Origin of the sequence: Cobetia crustatorum (assembly GCF_000591415.1) — a bacterium.
Lineage (GTDB): Bacteria > Pseudomonadota > Gammaproteobacteria > Pseudomonadales > Halomonadaceae > Cobetia > Cobetia crustatorum.
The window spans coordinates 19,912-38,501 of the sequence record NZ_JEMF01000058.1; the positions used below are offsets into that span (position 1 = coordinate 19,912).

Annotated in this window: 13 protein-coding genes and 2 pseudogenes; 13 read left to right on the plus strand and 2 right to left on the minus strand. The window is 57.9% G+C overall.

What is annotated here, in order from left to right; genetic code table 11:
- Positions 1–116: 116 nt before the first annotated feature.
- Positions 117–362, minus strand: coding sequence for a VF530 family protein (locus BF12_RS0112515; protein ID WP_024952571.1), 246 nt, complete (start codon positions 360–362; stop codon positions 117–119).
- A gap of 150 nt (positions 363–512) precedes the next feature.
- Here BF12_RS0112515 and BF12_RS0112520 point away from each other — a divergent pair, with 150 nt between their 5' ends.
- From BF12_RS0112520 to acpS, 9 genes and pseudogenes are all read left to right on the plus strand, one after another.
- On the plus strand, positions 513–983 hold the full coding sequence (locus tag BF12_RS0112520; protein WP_024952572.1) for a SoxR reducing system RseC family protein: 471 nt from the start codon (positions 513–515) through the stop codon (positions 981–983).
- 224 nt (positions 984–1,207) lie between these two features.
- Positions 1,208–2,623: a DegQ family serine endoprotease gene (locus BF12_RS0112530; RefSeq protein WP_024952573.1), complete on the plus strand. Its 1,416-nt coding sequence runs from the start codon at positions 1,208–1,210 to the stop codon at positions 2,621–2,623.
- 235 nt (positions 2,624–2,858) lie between these two features.
- Complete coding sequence (gene lepA / locus BF12_RS0112535; protein WP_024952574.1) at positions 2,859–4,679, plus strand: translation elongation factor 4; 1,821 nt, start codon at positions 2,859–2,861, stop codon at positions 4,677–4,679.
- 57 nt (positions 4,680–4,736) lie between these two features.
- Positions 4,737–5,539: pseudogene (lepB, locus tag BF12_RS19980) on the plus strand (signal peptidase I).
- Between the two features lie 332 nt (positions 5,540–5,871).
- On the plus strand, positions 5,872–6,564 hold the full coding sequence (gene rnc / locus BF12_RS0112545; protein WP_024952575.1) for a ribonuclease III: 693 nt from the start codon (positions 5,872–5,874) through the stop codon (positions 6,562–6,564).
- A gap of 164 nt (positions 6,565–6,728) precedes the next feature.
- Positions 6,729–7,694, plus strand: coding sequence for a GTPase Era (era, locus tag BF12_RS0112550; protein ID WP_084488103.1), 966 nt, complete (start codon positions 6,729–6,731; stop codon positions 7,692–7,694).
- A gap of 140 nt (positions 7,695–7,834) precedes the next feature.
- Positions 7,835–8,551 (plus strand): DNA repair protein RecO, encoded by a 717-nt coding sequence (gene recO / locus BF12_RS0112555; protein ID WP_024952577.1) that lies wholly within the window; start codon positions 7,835–7,837, stop codon positions 8,549–8,551.
- A gap of 103 nt (positions 8,552–8,654) precedes the next feature.
- The gene (gene pdxJ, locus BF12_RS0112560; RefSeq protein ID WP_024952578.1) at positions 8,655–9,476 is read left to right on the plus strand and encodes a pyridoxine 5'-phosphate synthase; all 822 of its coding nucleotides are present in this window, start codon (positions 8,655–8,657) and stop codon (positions 9,474–9,476) included.
- Positions 9,473–9,850 (plus strand): holo-ACP synthase, encoded by a 378-nt coding sequence (gene acpS / locus BF12_RS0112565; RefSeq protein WP_024952579.1) that lies wholly within the window; start codon positions 9,473–9,475, stop codon positions 9,848–9,850. The genes pdxJ and acpS overlap by 4 nt, the downstream gene beginning before the upstream one ends.
- A 103-nt stretch (positions 9,851–9,953) precedes the next feature.
- Here acpS and BF12_RS0112570 read toward each other — a convergent pair whose 3' ends face one another.
- A complete protein-coding gene (locus tag BF12_RS0112570; protein ID WP_024952580.1) occupies positions 9,954–12,956 on the minus strand; it encodes an ATP-binding protein in 3,003 nt (1,000 codons plus the stop codon).
- A gap of 332 nt (positions 12,957–13,288) precedes the next feature.
- On the opposite strand from BF12_RS0112570, the gene cysM reads away from it, so the two are divergent.
- The 4 genes and pseudogenes from cysM to BF12_RS19995 all read left to right on the plus strand — a co-directional run bounded on the left by cysM (position 13,289) and on the right by BF12_RS19995 (position 18,582).
- The gene (cysM, locus tag BF12_RS19985) at positions 13,289–14,269 is read left to right on the plus strand and encodes a cysteine synthase CysM (protein ID WP_051510982.1); all 981 of its coding nucleotides are present in this window, start codon (positions 13,289–13,291) and stop codon (positions 14,267–14,269) included.
- Positions 14,269–15,672, plus strand: a complete 1,404-nt coding sequence (locus BF12_RS0112580) for an RsmD family RNA methyltransferase (RefSeq protein WP_024952582.1) — start codon at positions 14,269–14,271, stop codon at positions 15,670–15,672. The genes cysM and BF12_RS0112580 overlap by 1 nt, the downstream gene beginning before the upstream one ends.
- Before the next feature lie 56 nt (positions 15,673–15,728).
- Positions 15,729–17,992 (plus strand): annotated as a pseudogene (relA, locus tag BF12_RS19990) (GTP diphosphokinase).
- Positions 17,989–18,582 (plus strand): MazG nucleotide pyrophosphohydrolase domain-containing protein, encoded by a 594-nt coding sequence (locus tag BF12_RS19995; protein ID WP_051510980.1) that lies wholly within the window; start codon positions 17,989–17,991, stop codon positions 18,580–18,582. The pseudogene relA and the gene BF12_RS19995 overlap by 4 nt, the downstream one beginning before the upstream one ends.
- Positions 18,583–18,590: the final 8 nt, after the last annotated feature.

Consider the following 18,590-nt stretch of genomic DNA (forward strand, 5'->3'; position numbering starts at 1 on the left):
GTTTGGTATGGGTGAAATAATGCCCTGTATCTGCTCATGAAAAGAGGGAGTCGCCTGAGTAGGCGCCTCCCTCTTTTTTTGCGCGTCTTTTCACGCTGTCGACTGCTTGCGTTGCTTCAGTCGTGTAGATAGCGATCCGCAGTCTGAATATACAATGTCTCTACCTTGGTGCGCGCCCAGGGTGTGCGGCGCAGAAACTTGAGGCTAGAGTTGATGCTTGGGTCACTGGTGAAACAATTGATGGGAATCAGTTCGCCGAGTGTCTCGAAGCCGTAATGATCAACTAGCCAGGTGAGCAGCGCCTTCAAGGTGACCCCATGGAGTGGATCGAGACGCGAGGTGGAGGGCGGTGCTTCGCTCATGAGAGCTCCTGCTGATGAAGTCGAAAGGGATCACTCTCAGACGTTGTGCCAAAGGTGCGCATAGGACGCAGCGTGAAGAGTGCCCCTGAATAGCGCTATTCTACCCGTATGTGCCGCCGATGCGTGGCGAGATTTTCAGGAGTCGGCAAGATGATGCAGGAAGAAGGTCAGGTCATGGGACATGGTCGGGAAGGGGTGTGGGTCGAGACCCAGCGCCGCTCGACCTGTGGCGCGTGCAATGCGCGTAGTAGCTGTGGCAGTGGCCTGCTGAGTCAGTTCTCAACGCGTAAGCCACATCGTGTGCTGATTCATGTCCCTGATGGCGAAACCTGGCCAGCGGTAGGAGAGCGAGTCGTGATCGGCATCGATGAATCTGCCTTCTTGCGTAGTGCGGGTCTGCTCTATGGTCTGCCGCTGATCAGTGGAATGCTGGGCGGTATTGTCGCGGAGCAGCTTGCAGGAACTGGTGCGCTAGCGGTGCCGCTGGGCTTTGCGTTATCACTGACGGCGGGGCTTCTGGTGGTGCGCTGGCATGCGGCACGCCCTGATCAGCAAGCACTTTATCGGCCCATGCTGCTGCGTCGACTGGGAGTCGATGCGCTCGCGATCAAGGCGGTGTGATCAGTTAGCGACTCAAGCGCTTGAATATAACGCCCAGCTGCAGGATGTCGCTTCTCTGCGACTCGCGGTTGCGTTGAGCGCGGCGCCAATTGATGAACTTCAACGCCATGACGACGTCAATGAGAAGGATGCCTCGGCAGTCAAGAGCATCGGCGTCAGCATGCTATATGACAAGTGCCAGCACGTCTCATAACAAGTGACAGGACGTACCAGGAGCCGCATTGATGAAATCCCTTTCCCGCCTGATGGTACCCGCACTGGCCATGGCTGCCCTGATGGGTACTTCCATGGTTCAGGCAAACGAATTGCCCGACTTCACACAATTGGTCAAGGATTCTGCGCCGGCGGTGGTGAATATTGCGACCACTACCGAGGTCAAGCGTGCCTCGAACCCTGTATTCCGTGGGCCGAATGGCGAAGAAATGCCAGAGTTCTTCCGGCGCTTCTTCGGTGACCAGGTGCCCGGTCAGGGGCAGGGTGGCGTCGAAAAGCGTTCCAGTCTCGGGTCTGGCTTCATCATCTCCGATGACGGTTACATCATGACCAATGCGCACGTGGTGGATGGTGCCGATGAGGTGATGGTGCGTCTGAATGATCGCCGCGAGCTGAAGGCGCAGGTGGTCGGCGAGGACAAGAAGACCGATGTCGCGTTGCTCAAGGTCAGCGCTGAGGACTTGCCGACTCTGCCGTTGGGTGACAGTGGTGCGCTGGAAGTCGGTGAATGGGTCGCAGCGATTGGCTCACCGTTCGGCTTCGATCACTCCGTGACAGCTGGCATCGTCAGTGCCATTGACCGTACCTTGCCGTCAGATGCCTACGTGCCCTTCATCCAGACTGACGTGGCGATCAATCCGGGCAACTCCGGTGGGCCATTGTTCAATCTCGACGGTAAAGTGGTGGGCATCAACTCCCAGATCTATACCCGCTCCGGTGGCTTCATGGGCGTGAGCTTCGCGATTCCCATCAATGTCGCCATGGATGTTGCTGACAAGCTCAAGACAAACGGGCGTGTCGATCGCGGTTGGCTGGGTGTAGTCATTCAGCCAGTCTCCAAGGACCTCGCTGAGTCGTTCGGGCTGGATCGCGCTCGCGGTGCGCTGATTGCAGATCTCGACCCGGATGGGCCCGCTGCAGCGTCAGGCCTCCAGAGCGGTGACATCATTACGGCCGTCGATGGCAAGGATGTAGAGAGCTCTGCCAATCTGCCGCGCATGGTCGGTATCAGCTCGCCGGGTGACTCGCTGAAGCTCTCACTGCTGCGTGATGGCAAGAGCCAGACGCTAGACGTCAAGGTTGGCCATTGGCCGGGCAGCGAGAAGAATCAGGTCACCAAGGCAAGTGATGACAAGCAGGGTTTGGGTATCGCCGCCGCTGACCTCGACAAGGCTGCCTTGAAGGAGCTGAATCTTGATAACGGGGTGCGGGTGATGGAGGTAGACCCGCAGGGCGTTGCCGCCGAAGCCGGTATCGCGGCAGGTGATGTGCTAGTGGAGCTGAACCAGAAGCCACTGACGAGTGTGAAAGACTTGCGTGATATCGTTGCGGCGCTGCCGACGGATCGGCCCGTTTCTCTGCGTCTGGTGCGTAATGGTCGGCCGCTCTATGTCGCGCTGCGCATGCGCAAGGACGCTGGCAAGTAATTCAGACGCCATCATCATGCTCTGACAACAGACAGGGCGCATGGGAGACCGTGCGCCCTGTCTGTTGTCATGCGCCAGCCCCGAGTGCGGGGCGGGATAGGAGAAGGCTCAAAAGGCAACACCTTCTATCATCGCCTCAAGTCGGACTGTACAATGCGTGCAATTCGATTTCCGTTGTCTCCCGTGATGGCCATGTGTTTTCACGGAGGCGGGCACAAATACAGAGCAGTGATCCATGACCGAACGCGTAACGCCGCCGTCCTTGAAGCATATTCGCAATTTCTCAATCATCGCCCATATCGATCACGGCAAGTCCACGCTGGCTGACCGTATCATTCAGCTGTGCGAAGGGTTGAGCGTCCGTGAGCTCAAGGAGCAGGTGCTTGACACGATGGATATCGAGCGTGAGCGCGGCATCACCATCAAGGCGCAGTCGGTAACGCTCGACTACCACGCCGACGATGGCAATACCTATCAACTGAACTTCATCGATACTCCGGGGCACGTCGACTTCTCGTATGAAGTCTCGCGCTCGTTGTATGCCTGTGAAGGCGCTCTGTTGGTTGTCGATGCCGGGCAGGGTGTTGAAGCTCAGTCGGTTGCCAACTGCTACACGGCTATCGAACAGGGGCTTGAAGTCCTGCCGGTGCTCAACAAGATGGATCTGCCGCAGGCGGACCCGGACAAGGTCTCTCAGGAAATCGAGGAGATCATTGGTCTGGACGCGACGGATGCCTGCCAGGTGTCTGCCAAGTCCGGTATGGGCATGGAAGCACTGCTTGAGCGTCTGGTGCGTGATATTCCGCCGCCCAAGGGCGATCCGGAAGCGCCGCTGCAGGCGCTTATCATCGATTCCTGGTTCGATAACTACCTCGGCGTCGTCTCGTTGGTGCGTCTCTTCGACGGTACCCTCAAGAAGGGCGAGAAGATTCGCCTGAAGTCTACCGGCCGCGATTGGGAAGCCGGCGCGATTGGCATCTTTACGCCCAAGCGCAAGGAAACGGGTGTCCTGCGTGCGGGGGAGGTGGGCTTCATCGTCGCCGGTATCAAGGACATCATGGGCGCGCCGGTGGGTGACACCATCGTGCACACCAAGACGGCCGACAAGGTTGAACGTCTGCCGGGCTTCTTGAAGGTCAAGCCGCAGGTTTATGCGGGCATGTTCCCGATCAGCTCCGATGATTTCGAAGATTTCCGTGATGCGCTGCAAAAGCTGGCGCTCAACGATGCTTCACTGGACTACGAGCCGGAAAATTCCGACGCACTGGGCTTTGGCTTTCGCGTCGGTTTCCTGGGCACGTTGCACATGGAGATCATTCAGGAGCGCCTGGAGCGTGAATACGGTCTTGACCTGCTGACGACCGCTCCAACGGTCATCTACGAAGTACGTATGGATAACGGTGACGTGCTACCGGTCTCCAATCCTTCGAAGCTGCCGGACATGGCCAACGTCGATGAGCTGCGTGAGCCTATTTGCCGCGCCACCATCCTCGTGCCACAGGAATACGTCGGTAACGTCATCACCGAATGCGTCTCTCGTCGTGGTGTTCAGCTCGACATGCAGTTCCTCGGCAGCCAGATTCAGCTGATCTACGAGCTGCCGATGGCAGAAGTCGTGATGGACTTCTTTGATCGCCTCAAGTCGATCTCCAAGGGCTATGCGTCACTGGATTACAGTTTCGACCGTTTCGAGGCTGCCAAACTGGTGCGCCTTGATGTGCTGATCAATGGTGACCGCGTCGATGCACTGGCTTCCATCATCCACCGTGATCATGCGCATGGCCGTGGCCGTCTGCTGGTCGAGAAGATGAAGGATCTGATTCCACGTCAGATGTTCGACGTTGCCATTCAGGCGGCTGTCGGTGGTCAGGTCGTGGCGCGCTCTACCGTCAAGGCATTGCGCAAGAACGTGACCGCCAAGTGTTATGGCGGCGATGTCAGCCGCAAGAAGAAGCTGCTCGAGAAACAGAAAGCGGGCAAGAAGCGCATGAAGCAGGTCGGCCGAGTGGAAATTCCTCAGGACGCCTTCCTCGCCGTGCTCAAATTGAACGATTGAGGTAAGCCGCCGACTGGCGGCTTGTCATCATGACCCAAGGCAGACACAGGGACGACGATGGATTTCTCGCTAGTATTGGTGATTGCCGTGGCGGTGGCTGGCGCGGTTTGGTTGGTGGACCTGATAGCGCTGCGTGGAAAGCGTAAGGCTCGGCTCGCAAGCGCCGAAGCGTCCATCGAAGGTGAGCTGGACGGTGAGTCGCGTCAGAAGTTGATGCGCGACCCCTGGCCGGTGGATTACGCCAAGTCGTTCTTCCCGGTACTGTTGCTGGTACTGGTGGTACGCTCCTTTGCGTATGAACCTTTCAGATTCCTTCGGGCTCGATGCTGCCGACGTTGAAGATCGGAGATTTCATTCTGGTCAACAAGTACGACTACGGTCTGCGGTTGCCGGTCGTCAATACCAAGGTGTTGGAAGTTGGTGAGCCTGAGCGCGGTGATGTGATGGTATTCCGCTTCCCGGAAGACCCGTCGACCAATTTCATCAAGCGAGTTGTCGGATTGCCTGGCGATACTGTTCGTTATGAGGGCAAGCAGCTCTACGTCAACGGCAAGTCCGTGGGTAAATCGATCAATGCGCGTAATGTCAGTGAGCAGCCCGGCGAGAATTTGCTGGACGAGACACTGGGGAAACACGCTCATCAAATCTACAATAATCCTCGAGACCCTGGCCCGCAGCTACGCGAAGTTCGGGTGCCGGAAGGTATGTACTTCATGATGGGTGACAATCGCGATCACTCCAACGACAGTCGTTACTGGGGCTTTGTCCCGGAAGAGAACATCGTTGGCAAGGCGGTAGCGATATGGATGCACTGGAAAGACGGGTTCCCTGACTTTTCCTCGGTACGCCTGATTCATTGATCAGTGCATTCACCGGGCCGCCGCAAGGCGGCCCGTTCGTGTTTGGCAGAGTCGCTTTTTTAGCAGCCTGCTGATCATTTCGACATGGGACGATGCGTCGTGCCTGCCATGTCAACCTGCTGTTCATCATGTTGGACCCGCAGCCACAAGCTGGCGGAGATCGCAGCTGACGAACATCGGATTGGGATGGTGGCAACCGGCAATTCCTCAAGCCGTGCTGGCTTCGGGCATCGCACAGCATGTCGAAGACTACAGGCACCTGCAGAAATGACGGGTGCATCATTCGACAGGACGCCTACGGGCGTCAGCGATAAAAGAAAGTAGGGAGACCTGTGAGTAGCACGCTGAATGCCTTTATAAAGCGTATCGGCCATACCTTTGGTGATGCCAGTCTGCTGGAGCTGGCACTGACACATCGAAGCTACGGTGGTCAGAACAACGAGCGACTCGAATTTCTTGGCGATTCCATCGTCAATTTCTTGATTGCCGAAGCGTTGTTTCTGCGCTTTCCCCAGGCCCGTGAAGGCCAGTTGTCGCGCCTGCGCGCACGGCTGGTCAAGGGCCAGACCCTGGCTGAGCTCGGCCGTGAGTTCAATCTGGGTGAGAACCTGCGCTTGGGGTCCGGCGAGATGAAAAGTGGTGGTCATCGCCGTGAGTCCATCCTCGCCGATGCCGTAGAAGCCGTGATTGGCGCCATCTATCTGGATGCTGGCATGGCCGTCGTGCGTGAACACGTACTGCGCTGGTACGCCAGCCGTCTTGAAGCACTGAATCTTCAGGACACTCAAAAAGATCCCAAGACGCGTCTGCAGGAGTTTCTACAGTCGCGCCAGGCGGCATTGCCGCGCTATGAGGTGACCAGCGTCGAAGGCGAAGCACATTCGCAGACCTTCAGCGTCGATTGCCACGTCGAGATGATCGACACTAATACCACCGGCGTCGGCTCTAGCCGTCGTCACGCTGAACAGCAGGCGGCCGAGTTCGCGCTGCAACTGCTCGAACCTGCCCGCGGAGCCCGCTCATGAGCCATACCCCAGAAAACGATTCCACCTCGAGCGGCACGTCTGACGCTGCTGACGTCGCTAAAACTACTGATGTCGCCAGTGCGACTGATGCTATCGATGCTGATACGGGCGAAGCCTCTCAGCAGGCTGCTGATGTGCAAGACACCAGCGCTCAAGATGCTGATATGACAGAGCACGACACTGTAGAACATGACGTCGTAGAAGCGAGCCTGGAAGAACAGCCTCTGCCGGATACCCGCTGTGGCTTCGTCGCTATCGTCGGCCGCCCCAATGTCGGTAAATCGACCCTGATGAACCATATCCTGGGTCAGAAGGTGTCGATCACTTCACGTCGTCCGCAGACCACACGCCACCAGGTGATGGGTATCCACACCGAAGGTGGCACACAGTGCGTGTTTGTCGACACCCCCGGGATTCACATCATGCAGCGCGATCGCAACAAGGCGATCAACCGTTACATGAACCAGGCTGCCACCCAGGCACTGCGTGACGTGGACGCTGTCGTCTTTATCGTCGACCGTACGCGCTGGATGGAAGAAGACCAGATCGTTCTCGAGAAACTGACCAACGTGAAGGCACCGGTCTTCTTGGTCGTCAATAAGATCGATTGGCTCAAGGACAAGAGTACTCTTGGCCCGTGGCTGAAGAGTCTGCAGGAACGTCGTGATTTTACCGCCATCATTCCGATGTCAGCCAAGCACGGTACCAACATTGATCTGCTGTTGGAAAACGTGATGGCGCATTTGCCGCAGGGCGAACACATGTTCGCGGATGACCAGATCACCAACAAGAGCTCGCGCTTCCTGGCCTCAGAGCTGGTACGTGAGAAGGTGATGCGTCAGCTGGGCGACGAGCTACCGTACCAGATGACCGTCGAGATCGAGGAATTCAAGACCGATCAGCGCGGCACATTGCACATCAGTGCGTTGATGATGGTCGAGCGTCAGGGCCAGAAAAAGATTCTGATCGGCGAGAACGGCGAGCGTATCAAGAATATCGGTCGCGAAGCGCGTCTCGAGATGGAGCGTGCCTTCGATGCCAAGATCATGCTCAACCTGTGGGTCAAGGTTAAGCGCGGCTGGTCCGATGACGAACGCGCTCTCAAGAGCCTTGGCTACAATCACGATTAAATGTTCGTGAATCACGCCGGATCAGCCTGCGCCTCACTGCTCTGGTGCAATGGATGGCTATCCACCGCGTGGCACGATTTATCATGACCGACCGGCGCAGAAGGCTTTCTGTCTTCTGCGCCTGATGCGAGCTCTGCCTGATGACGCCGCAACCGGCCTTTCTGTTGCACCGCAAGCCCTACCGCGAAACCAGTGCCATGATCGAGCTATTGACGCTCGAGCATGGTCGCGTGCGTGCTGTTGCGCGTGGCGTACAGCGCCCGGGTAGCAAGTCACGTTCGCGACTACAGCCGTTCACGCCTCTGCATGTCACCTGGCGAGGCGAGAGTGATCTCAAGACGCTCAACCTGATGGAGACCGGCGGTAGTGCCAGTCTCTTGGCGGGCGAAGGCTTGCTATGTGGTTTCTACGCCAACGAGTTACTGACACGCACCTTGCCGATAGAAATGCCGGTACCACAGCTGTTCGCGCTCTATTCGTTGACGTTGGACGAGATTGCACTGCCGGCAAAGCGGGCTCCCGCGCTACGGCGATTGGAATACAGCCTGCTGGAAGCCCTTGAGCAGCTGCCACAGTTCCGTACGTTGGAAGACGAGATGCTGGCGCCCGATGTGCGCTATGACTATGTGGTCAGCGAGCGGCGGTTTCGTGCTCAGCCGGAGGGTGCTCGCGGTGTCGAGGGGCGTGCGCTCAAGTTGTTGGCCAGTGAAGACTGGGGGCATGTCGGATTGGCGCGTGAGAGTCTGTGGTTGGCGCGTCGCGCGCTTGCTCCATTGCTGGGTAATCGTCCGCTACGTTCGCGTGAACTGATGATGCAATTGACGGCAAGGCGTCGTGAGAGCCGTCAGGGTGCTTGAGTCATGAGTCTTGTGTCATGAGACGTGCGGCTAGTCTGTACTTCATACAAGATGTCATCTTGTAACAAAATATATTCGTGTCATCCATTTCAAGGAGCTGACCATGCATCCGCTGCGTATCCTGCTCGGGGTCAACATTGACCACATCGCCACTCTGCGTCAGGCCCGTGGTACTCGTTATCCCGACCCCGTGCAAGCTGCTCTGGTGGCTGAAGAGGCCGGTGCTGACGGGATTACCGTTCACCTGCGTGAAGACCGTCGTCATATTCAAGAGCGTGATGTGCGTATCCTCGCTGAGGTGCTCAACACGCGTATGAATCTTGAGATGGCCGTCAGTGAAGAGATGCTGGCACTGGCGGAAGACGTGCGTCCGGCCAATGTGTGCCTGGTGCCGGAAAAGCGTGAAGAGTTGACCACCGAAGGCGGACTGGATGTCGCGGGTGATCTGGCGCGTATCAGTGCTGCCTGTGAGCGTCTGGCGGCAGCGGGCTGTGAAGTCTCGTTGTTCATCGATCCTGAGCCCGCGCAGATTCGTGCGGCGTTCGAGGCGGGTGCTCCGGTCATCGAGCTGCATACCGGCGCCTATGCGGATGCCAGTGGCGAAGCCGCGCGTATTGAATTCGAGCGTATCGCCGCTGCCGCAGAACTGGCCAGCGAGCTGGGGCTGATCGTCAATGCCGGCCATGGCCTCAACTATCACAACGTCGAGGCGATTGCCGGTATCTCCGGACTCAACGAACTGAATATTGGCCATGCGATCATCGCACGCGCCATGTTCGTGGGCCTGAAGGATGCCGTCGTCGAGATGAAGCGCCTGTGCATTGCTGGTCAGGAAGCGGGATTGATGGCCGCATTGGATGCACATGACCACGATCATGAAGAAGATGATCATGAGCATGTACAGGGCTCGGGCTGCTGCGGATGATTGTTGGTATAGGCACGGACATAGCGCGAATCGAACGCTTCGAAGTGGCCATGGCACGACATGGCGAGCGCTTTGCCCTCCGCCTGCTCGGCGCTGAAGAGCTTGAGCGCTTTGTCGGGCATTCGCAGCCGGCGGCGTTTCTGGCCAAGCGTTTTGCGGCCAAGGAGGCCTTTGTCAAGGCGCTAGGCACTGGATTGCGTCAGGGCATGCGCTTTACCCAGATTCAGGTAGTCAATGATGCGCTGGGCAAGCCGTCATTTCTGCTCTCTGATGAAGCCGAAACGCTGACGGCACGTGCCGGCATTCGTCATTTGCACCTCTCGATCAGTGACGAGCGTGATCAAGCCATCGCTTTTGTCGTGCTGGAACGATAGTGATATAGCGGTAGCATGAAAACGACAACGCCACCCCGCCTTACGGCATCGGGTGGCGTTGTCGTTTATGGCCTCTGATGCCATGGCACGGTTATGCCTGAGACTATTCGTCAGAAGGGGAGGCTCCAGAAGGGGCGGCTCCAGAAGGGGCGGCCTCGGCAGAGGAAACGACCGCATTGTCAGGTGTGGCCAGTAGTGTCTGGCCCTCGGCTGTCTCGGCCCAAACCTCGAGGCTCGCGATGGCGGCAAACAGTGCATCGACATCGCTTTCCAGCTGGGAGAGTCCGCTGACGCGAATGCGCGTTTCAAGTGCCTCGACCAACAAGGCAAGGCGCGGCACGCCACAGTAACGACAGGCGCCGTTCAAGTAGTGCACACCCTCCACCATGGCGTCGTTATCACGGCTTTCCCAGGCATTGCGGATGCGCGCTTCGCTGTCTGGCAGGCTCTGAATCAATAGTCCCAGCATTTCCAGCGCGAGTGCCTCTCGGCCACCAGCCATTTCAATACCCAGTGACATGTCGACCACAGGGAGTTCTGCATCCTGCTCTATCGCCGCTGGTGCCACCACGGTAGCCGCCACCGTGGAAGCTGGTGCAGAGCGGTAGGTAGAGGACGAGTAGCCACGATAATGGCTAGCTGTCGGGGGAGGACTCAGCGTAATACCCAGATGACGACTCAGCATGTTGGCGAGCAGGCCCTCATCAATTGGCTTGATGAGGTAATCGTCCATGCCTTCTGCCAGCAGCTCACGGCGCTCATGTGCTAGCGCATGTGCTGTCAGTGCAATGACCGGCAGATGGCCATGTCCTTCGCGACGCTGATGGCGCAATGCATGAGTGGCTTCCAATCCATTCATGCCTGGCATTTGGATATCCATCAATACGGCGTCCAGTGGCTGTTGCTGGGCAAGGGCCAACGCCTCTTCACCGCTTTGAGCCGCGAGGGTATCCAGACCCATGTCGGTGAGCAGCTCCTCTGCCAGCAGGCGATTGGAAGGATTGTCGTCGACCACCATGACGCATTTACGCGGCAATGGTGAGGCAGGCTGCTGCACGGAGGCACTAGCCGTGCCTGCTGAATGGGCACTGAGTGACGTGCTTCGCGTTGGCTCAGGCGCCATGCCCGCTGTTGTCATGTCTGCTGCAGGTTGCATGATGCTCGAGGGCAGGCGTGCTGAGGATGAGGCATTGCCCAGCGGTATGAATGGCGAGGCATCCTGTAGGCTGGATGAGTCACGCCTAGGCGAATGCAATAGATTGGCTAGCTTATGACGCATCTGAAGTCGAGTGACGGGTTTGCTGACGATTTCGTCGATGCCGTAATGCTGCAGGTTCTCGGCATTGGCCGGTAGCGGAGCATTAAGTAGGCCCAATACGCGACAGGGTAGATGCTTGAGTCGCTGCCCCCACTCATCAAGACGCTTGAGGTCACTGCTTTCCAGTGCGACGACGACGAGGTCTGGCTGCTCGTCGATACCGACCAGTTCCAATGACCAGCGTGTCAACAGGTAACTGAGCGCCCTGCGTGTCGCTGAGTGAGGCTCAATCAGGCAGATGCGCTGATGATCGAACACCACCTCACGTGGACGCTCTTCAATGCTGCTGATGGCGACAGGAACGCTGAACAGGAAGGTGGAGCCGTGCCCCGGCAGGCTTTCTACCTGGATTTCGCCGCCCATCTGCTCGACCAGGCGTTTGGATATCATCAGTCCCAGCCCGGTACCGCCAAACTGACGCGCGCGTGACGGATCACCTTGAGAGAATGCCTGGAATAGGCGATTACGCTGAGCGCCATCCATGCCGATGCCGGTGTCAGCGACGGCAATCTTGAGTCGTGTGCTGCTGCCAGATAAATCATCGACCATCACGCGCACGATGACCTCACCGCGCTCGGTGAACTTGACCGCATTGGCGACGAGATTGGTGACCACCTGCTTGATGCGCAGTGGGTCGCCTTCGAAACGCTGGGGAACATCGTCATAGACTAGGCCCAGCAGGTGCAGATTTTTGCGATGTGCCTCGGGGGCGTGCATCGCCAGCACTTCCTCGATCAGTGGCTCGATATCCATCTGGACCTTTTCGAGCTCAAGTTTGCCTGCTTCGATCTTGGAAAAATCGAGAATGTCATTGATCAGTGACATCAACGACGTAGACGCATTTTGCATGTGCCCCAGCCAATCGCGTTGGCGATTATCGAGATCACTACGCCCTAGCAAGTTGCTGAAGCCGATGATGCCGTTGAGCGGCGTACGGATTTCATGGCTCATGTTGGCCAGAAACTCTGACTTGATACGATTGGCTTCCAGTGCTTTGCGTCGCGCCATGTCCAGCTCGATATTCTTGATCTCGACCGTTTCCATGGATTCGTGCAGGTCTAGCGTCGTCTGCTCAATCTGGTCCTGCATATCTTCTCGAGCGCGCTTGAGCTGATCAACACTCAGGTTGTAATGCTCGGCTAGCTCGCTCATGTCGTCATTGCCGTGTATGGGCAGGTGTTGGTGCGTCTCACCGCGTGCCAGTCGTGTCATGGCCTCGCTGATGTCATGTAGGGGTAGCAGCATCTTGCGCGATGCATGGTAGGCAAACAGCAGTAGCCCAAGCCCGAACACCAGGTTCGCTAATCCGTAGCCGACCAGCAGCTGATAACGATGCAGTACGAGGCGCGTATCGGAGGCCTCCAGCACCAGCCATGACATCTGCTCGCCGCGCCTAGCTTCGCGCCATGGGTCGATCACCGGCATCACTAGTACCAGTGCTGTCTGCGATGCGGGATAGGCATCGCTCTCCAGCATGGTCTTGGTGTCCGGACGCTGACTCGGGCCGAGGTGCAAAAGAGTGCCGCCGCTTGAGGTACGCAAGCTGAGCCCGCGCACATCCCGTTGGTCGATCAACATCTGAGCCTGTTCGTGCAAGCGCTGGTCATCAGCATCCAGGGCGGCGTTGGCCAGTCCCGGCATTATCGCCTGCATGCTGGCCTGAAGGCGCTCCATCATGGCGATTCGCTCACGGCTGGTCTCGCGGTCGACCACATACAGACTGAACAACAGGCTCGTGGCGAGGGGCAGTAGAAGCAGAGCAAGCTGAAATCGGGTTCTAAGCAGCATGGCAATCCATCGTGACAGGGCAGGCAGTCGAGATCGGCCTGCTGGATAATGATGAACGATGACGGAGACCGTACGAAAACGGCGCGCGCCGCAAGAGGAAAAACCACGTCAGCCAGTGGTTGGCACTGCCGACGATCATGATCGGCCCAGCATACCCTCCGGACTTGAGCGATGCGATGGTCACCGCCCTGACAGGGGTGAGCGGGAGCGATATACTGCGCGCATCATCTACATCCCGACGCGGCCCCCCGGTCGTCAATAGTCATGATGTCAGCGGCCTGACTCGCTGTTATCTGACTGTCCGGACGCAGCGTCTTTGGAGTCTGCCCCTCATGTCTCATTTCCGCGAATCCACTGGGTCCGCCGGGTCTCCCGTTGCAGAGTTTCCCAGCCTTGCCGAGATTGTCGGCAATACGCCACTGGTCCGCCTGACGCGGATCTCGGCAGGCCGCAATAACGTATTGCTAGCCAAGCTCGAAGGTCACAATCCGGCTGGCTCCGTGAAGGATCGTCCGGCGCTTTCCATGTTCACAGAAGCCGAAGCACGTGGCGACATCACGCCGGGTGACATCCTGGTCGAAGCGACCTCCGGTAATACCGGTATTGCGCTCGCCATGACGGCGGCCATCAAGGGGTATCACATGACCTTGATCATGCCGGCCAGTGCCTCTCCCGAACGCAAGCAGGCCATGGGAGCTTACGGCGCAACGTTGATTGAAGCCGACAACATGGAGCACGCCCGTGATCTCGCCGAAGCAATGATCGCGCGTGGCGAGGCCAAGGCGTTGGATCAATTTGCCAATGAAGACAATCCGCTGGCGCATTATCGCACCACCGGCCCTGAGCTATGGCAACAGACCCATGGGCGCATCACGCACTTTGTGTCTTCCATGGGTACGACAGGCACGATCATGGGCACTTCGCGTTATTTGAAGGAGTGTAATTCCGAGATCGAGATTGTCGGCCTACAACCTGCAGACGGCGCGAGCATTGCGGGCATTCGTCGCTGGCCCACTGAATATATGCCGCGCATCTTCGATGCCACGCGCATTGATCGCACGTTGGATATCGAACAGCACGAGGCTGAAGTCTGCATGCGGCGATTAGCGCGTGAAGAAGGCATCCTTGCCGGTGTTTCTTCCGGCGGCGCACTTGCAGGCGCACTCAAGGTTGCCGAACAGGTCGAGAACGCCGTTATCGTGTTCATCGTCTGTGATCGTGGCGACCGTTATCTCTCGACAGGCCTTTATATGAACGATGTTACTGACACGAGCACTGACAAGACCAGTATGACAACAGGAGAGTCTTCCTGATGGCCCTGCTCGGACAGAAACGCCCGGCACGCAAGCCGACCCGTCGCGAGAAGGAAGTGGCCAGTCGCGATACACGCGATGTCGATGATGCGGATAGTCAATGGCTGACCGTCGTTCGCCTGGCTCACGATGGCCGTGGCATAGCACACGATGCGACTGGCAAGACCCAGTTCATCGATCGTGCGTTGCCTGGCGAGCGTGTCACGCTCGCGATCCACCGTAACCACAAGCGCTTCGATGAGGCGCATGTGCGCACACGTGACAACGCTGCAGAAAATCGCGTCACGCCGCCGTGTGAGTATTTCGGTATCTGTGGGGGGTGTGAGCTTCAGCATATGACACTGGCCTCGCAGCGCACTCATAAGGTGCATGTACTGAGCGAACATGCCACTCGCAATGGCGTGGATCTGCCTGACATTCAGTCGCTGGGTGAAGACGAGAGCCGTTATCGTCGTCGTGCGCGCATTGGCGTACGAGTGACGGATGCTGGCGAGATTCAGTTGGGCTTCCGGAGTCGCGGCAACAACAAGTTGGTCGATATCCAGACGTGTAGTGTGCTGGTACCGGCGCTTGCGAATCTCATTGCCCCTCTGCGTGAGCTGATCAACACACTTGAAGCTCCCAAGCGGCTGGGACATCTTGAGCTGCTGGCAACGGATGATCAGGTCATCGTCATTGTGCGCCAGATGAAGGCCGTGCCGCGCGATGCGGAGCGCTGGCAAGCCTTTGCCCAGGCGCATGGTCTGGTCTTCGGCTGGCGGGTGGGAAGTGATCCTGTCGTCATGGAGTGGCTGGCGGGTACGCCAGATGCTGCCTATTCGCTGACGGTGGGTGAAACATCACTGCGTCTTGCTTTCTCACCGGGCGACTTCGTACAAGTCAATGCTCCCCTCAATCAGCGTCTGATCGACACGGCGTTTGAATGGCTGGGCGATGTGACGGGCCTGAACGTGATGGATCTTTACGCTGGCGTCGGTAACCTGACATTGGCCGCCGCTGCCGCAGGTGCCAAGCAAGTTACCGGTATCGAAGGCAGCCAAGGGATGGTGGATCAGCTGATCGCCAATGCACATGTCAATGGGCTTGATCAGGTCAGCGCGCGGCGTGCCGATCTTAGCCGCTCGCTACCGTCACTCGAGGGTATCGACCTTCTGGTACTAGACCCGCCGCGCGATGGCGCTCAGCCTCTCTGCGAGGAGCTGGCACGTCATCTGCATGCAGGGAAGGTCAATCGTGCACCAGCACGCGTGCTTTATATTGCCTGTGATCCAACCACCCTGATGCGTGATGCACGATTGCTTCAGGATGCTGGCTACCGCGTCACACGCGCCCTGATGGCAGACATGTTTGTACACACCGCACATCTGGAATCGATGCTGCTGCTGGAGCGGGCGGCGGACTGAGGCAAGGCCGCGAGGCTCTGTCATCAAGATAGCAAGATATTCAAGGACATAGGGTCATGGTCAAGGTGCGCGAAGATCAGCCGCTGACCGATAGCGGTGGTGTGGACATCCCAATGTGGGTCACGCGTTTGCGTGAGGAAGTCCCGTCGGTGAATGCCGATGTCATGACGCAGGCCTGCGAAGTGGCGCTCAAGGTGGCGCGTGAGGCAGACGCTCGCGGCGATAAGCTTGGCGCGAGCCGTTGGTCAGTTTTCGGTTCAGTCTCGAGATGGCCGATATCCTCTCGGAGCTGAAGCTGGATCAACCTGCGTTAGTGGCTGCGGTACTTTATCGCGCTGTGCGTGAGGGCCACCTGGGTCTTGAAGCGATCGATAAGCACTTTGGCGCGGAAGTCGCGCGTCTGATTGATGGCGTGCTCAACATGGCCGCCATTAGCCAGTTGCAGGCCCCGAGCCATGGAATGGTTCAGCACGATCAGCAGGACAATCTGCGTAAGATGTTGGTCTCGATGATCGATGATGTGCGTATTGCGCTGATCAAGATCGCCGAGCGCACCGTCGCATTGCGTCAGGTCAAGGACGCCCCGCGCGAGAAGCGCATGCGCGTTGCCGGTGAAGTCTTCGATATCTACGGCCCTCTCGCCCATCGCCTTGGCATTGGCCAGCTCAAGTGGGAGCTGGAGGATCTGTCCTTCCGCTATCGCGAGGAAGATGAATACAAGACCATCGCCAAACAGTTGTCAGAGAAGCGCCTTGAGCGTGAACACTATATCGCTGACTTGTTGGTAGACCTGCGTGGCCTGATGAGCGAGCAGGGCATTCGTCACTTCGATGTTGCCGGGCGCGCCAAGCATATCTATTCCATCTGGAGGAAGATGAAGCGCAAGCGCATCGACTTCTCCCAGGTCTACGACGTACGTGCAGTACGTATTCTGGTCGGCACGGTCAGTGACTGCTATACGGCGCTTGGCATTGTGCATTCGCGTTGGCATCACGTGCCGCACGAGTTTGATGATTACATCGCCAATCCCAAGAAGAATGGCTATCAATCGTTGCATACCGCAGTGGTTGGGCCTGGTAACAAGGTCATCGAGATTCAGATTCGTACCTTCGACATGCACGAAGAGGCGGAGCTGGGTGTCTGTGCCCACTGGCGCTACAAGGGCCATGATGTTGGCCATAAGAGCCGCAGCTACGAAGACAAGATTGCCTGGCTGCGTCAAGTACTTGAATGGCAAGACGAGGTGGGTGAGAACGGCGGCCAGGAGGCGATTCGCGAAGGGCTTAGCTCCGACGTCGCGCCTGATCGCATCTACGTATTCACGCCTGAAGGGCATGTCATCGACTTGCCTAAGGTCGCAACGCCGATCGATTTCGCCTACCGCGTGCACACTGAGGTAGGGCATCGATGCCGTGGTGCCAAGGTCAATGGGCGCATCGTGCCACTGACCTACAAGCTCAAGACCGGTCAGCAGGTCGAGATTCTAACGGCCACCAAGGGCGGTCCAAGCCGCGATTGGCTGAACCCCAACCTGGGCTATGTGCGTACCTCTCGGGCACGTTCCAAGATTCAGGCCTGGTTCAAGCTGCAGGCACGTGATCAGAATATCGATGAAGGGCGCGCACTCCTCGAGAAGGAGTTCTCACGCCTGGCGCTCGAGAATCTTGATCGCGACAAGCTGGCCAATGCCGTCAACTACCCGACGCGTGATGACATGTATGCCGGCATCGGAGCAGGTGACTTGCGTGTGGGGCAGGTGCTGCATCAAGCCCAGCAGCTGTTCGGGGATACCGATGATCAGGAGCAGCTCGAGCGCCTGTTGCGTCAGCGCAAGCCGCAAGGCAAGGAGAAGCCCGACACGGTGATGGTGCTGGGGGTGGGTAACCTCAAGACTACCATGGCCAATTGCTGTCACCCGGTACCGGGTGATCAGATCGCGGGCTTCATCACTCAGGGGCGCGGCGTCACGGTGCACCGTCAGGATTGCCCGAACCTGATTCAGCTGCGCTCCGATGAACCGCGTCGCATCGTCGATGTCGAGTGGGGGCAGCGCTCGTGCAGCCAGTATCCGGTGGATATCGAGATTCAGGCTTGGGATCGCTCTGGGCTGCTGCGCGATGTCACCAATGTCTTGAGCGGTGACAAGGTCAATGTACTGTCAGTGAACACCCGTACTGATCAGCTCGATAATATTGCAACGCTGAAGATTACGCTGGAAGTCGAGAACCTGGATGTACTCGGGCGTGTGTTCGCGCGCATTCAGCAGCTACCCAATATCATCGACGTCAAACGTCTGCGTGTCGGGGGTGGCAAGAAATGACGTCGTCGGCACTTGATGGCCTCAAGCGTAACGATGCGCGCTACAGCCTCGATGACCTGCTGACGCTGATGTCCGTACTGCGTGATCCGCAGTACGGCTGTCCGTGGGATCTCAGTCAGGACTACGCAAGTCTGGTACCGCATACCTTGGAGGAGGCATATGAGGTCGCTGATGTCATCGAGCGAGCGGCGTACGCTACCGAGAATCGGGATGAGGTGCTGTCTGAGCTGCCGGCCGAGTTAGGTGACCTGCTGTTTCAGGGTGTGTTCTACGCACAGATTGCCCGTGAGCAGCAGCGTTTCGATTTCCATGATGTCATTCATGTGCTGACGACCAAGATGTTGCGGCGTCATCCGCATGTCTTTCCTGATGGCACGCTGTTGTCACGACGTGAAGGCGTGCTGCCTCACGAAGTGGATGAGCGTGCTGTCAATACGCGTTGGGAGCAGATAAAACAGCAGGAAAAGCCTGCAACATCTGAGTCTCCCGCTCTTGAGCGTTCAGCTGTTGAGGGTTCGCGTGACGACGCTAGCGTGCTGGATGGCGTACCGACTCGGGCTGCCGGCGTTGACGCGTGCGATGAAACTTAATCGAAAAA

What these genes read in the sequence shown, in the direction of transcription:
- BF12_RS0112515 (WP_024952571.1), bottom strand. Translation starts at nt 362, where the DNA reads ATGAGCGAAGCACCGCCCTCCACCTCGCGTCTCGATCCACTCCATGGG.
- BF12_RS0112520 (WP_024952572.1), top strand. Translation starts at nt 513, where the DNA reads ATGATGCAGGAAGAAGGTCAGGTCATGGGACATGGTCGGGAAGGGGTG.
- BF12_RS0112530 (WP_024952573.1), top strand. Translation starts at nt 1,208, where the DNA reads ATGAAATCCCTTTCCCGCCTGATGGTACCCGCACTGGCCATGGCTGCC.
- lepA (WP_024952574.1), top strand. Translation starts at nt 2,859, where the DNA reads ATGACCGAACGCGTAACGCCGCCGTCCTTGAAGCATATTCGCAATTTC.
- era (WP_084488103.1), top strand. Translation starts at nt 6,729, where the DNA reads ATGACAGAGCACGACACTGTAGAACATGACGTCGTAGAAGCGAGCCTG.
- recO (WP_024952577.1), top strand. Translation starts at nt 7,835, where the DNA reads ATGACGCCGCAACCGGCCTTTCTGTTGCACCGCAAGCCCTACCGCGAA.
- pdxJ (WP_024952578.1), top strand. Translation starts at nt 8,655, where the DNA reads ATGCATCCGCTGCGTATCCTGCTCGGGGTCAACATTGACCACATCGCC.
- acpS (WP_024952579.1), top strand. Translation starts at nt 9,473, where the DNA reads ATGATTGTTGGTATAGGCACGGACATAGCGCGAATCGAACGCTTCGAA.
- BF12_RS0112570 (WP_024952580.1), bottom strand. Translation starts at nt 12,956, where the DNA reads ATGCTGCTTAGAACCCGATTTCAGCTTGCTCTGCTTCTACTGCCCCTC.
- cysM (WP_051510982.1), top strand. Translation starts at nt 13,289, where the DNA reads ATGTCTCATTTCCGCGAATCCACTGGGTCCGCCGGGTCTCCCGTTGCA.
- BF12_RS0112580 (WP_024952582.1), top strand. Translation starts at nt 14,269, where the DNA reads ATGGCCCTGCTCGGACAGAAACGCCCGGCACGCAAGCCGACCCGTCGC.
- BF12_RS19995 (WP_051510980.1), top strand. Translation starts at nt 17,989, where the DNA reads ATGACGTCGTCGGCACTTGATGGCCTCAAGCGTAACGATGCGCGCTAC.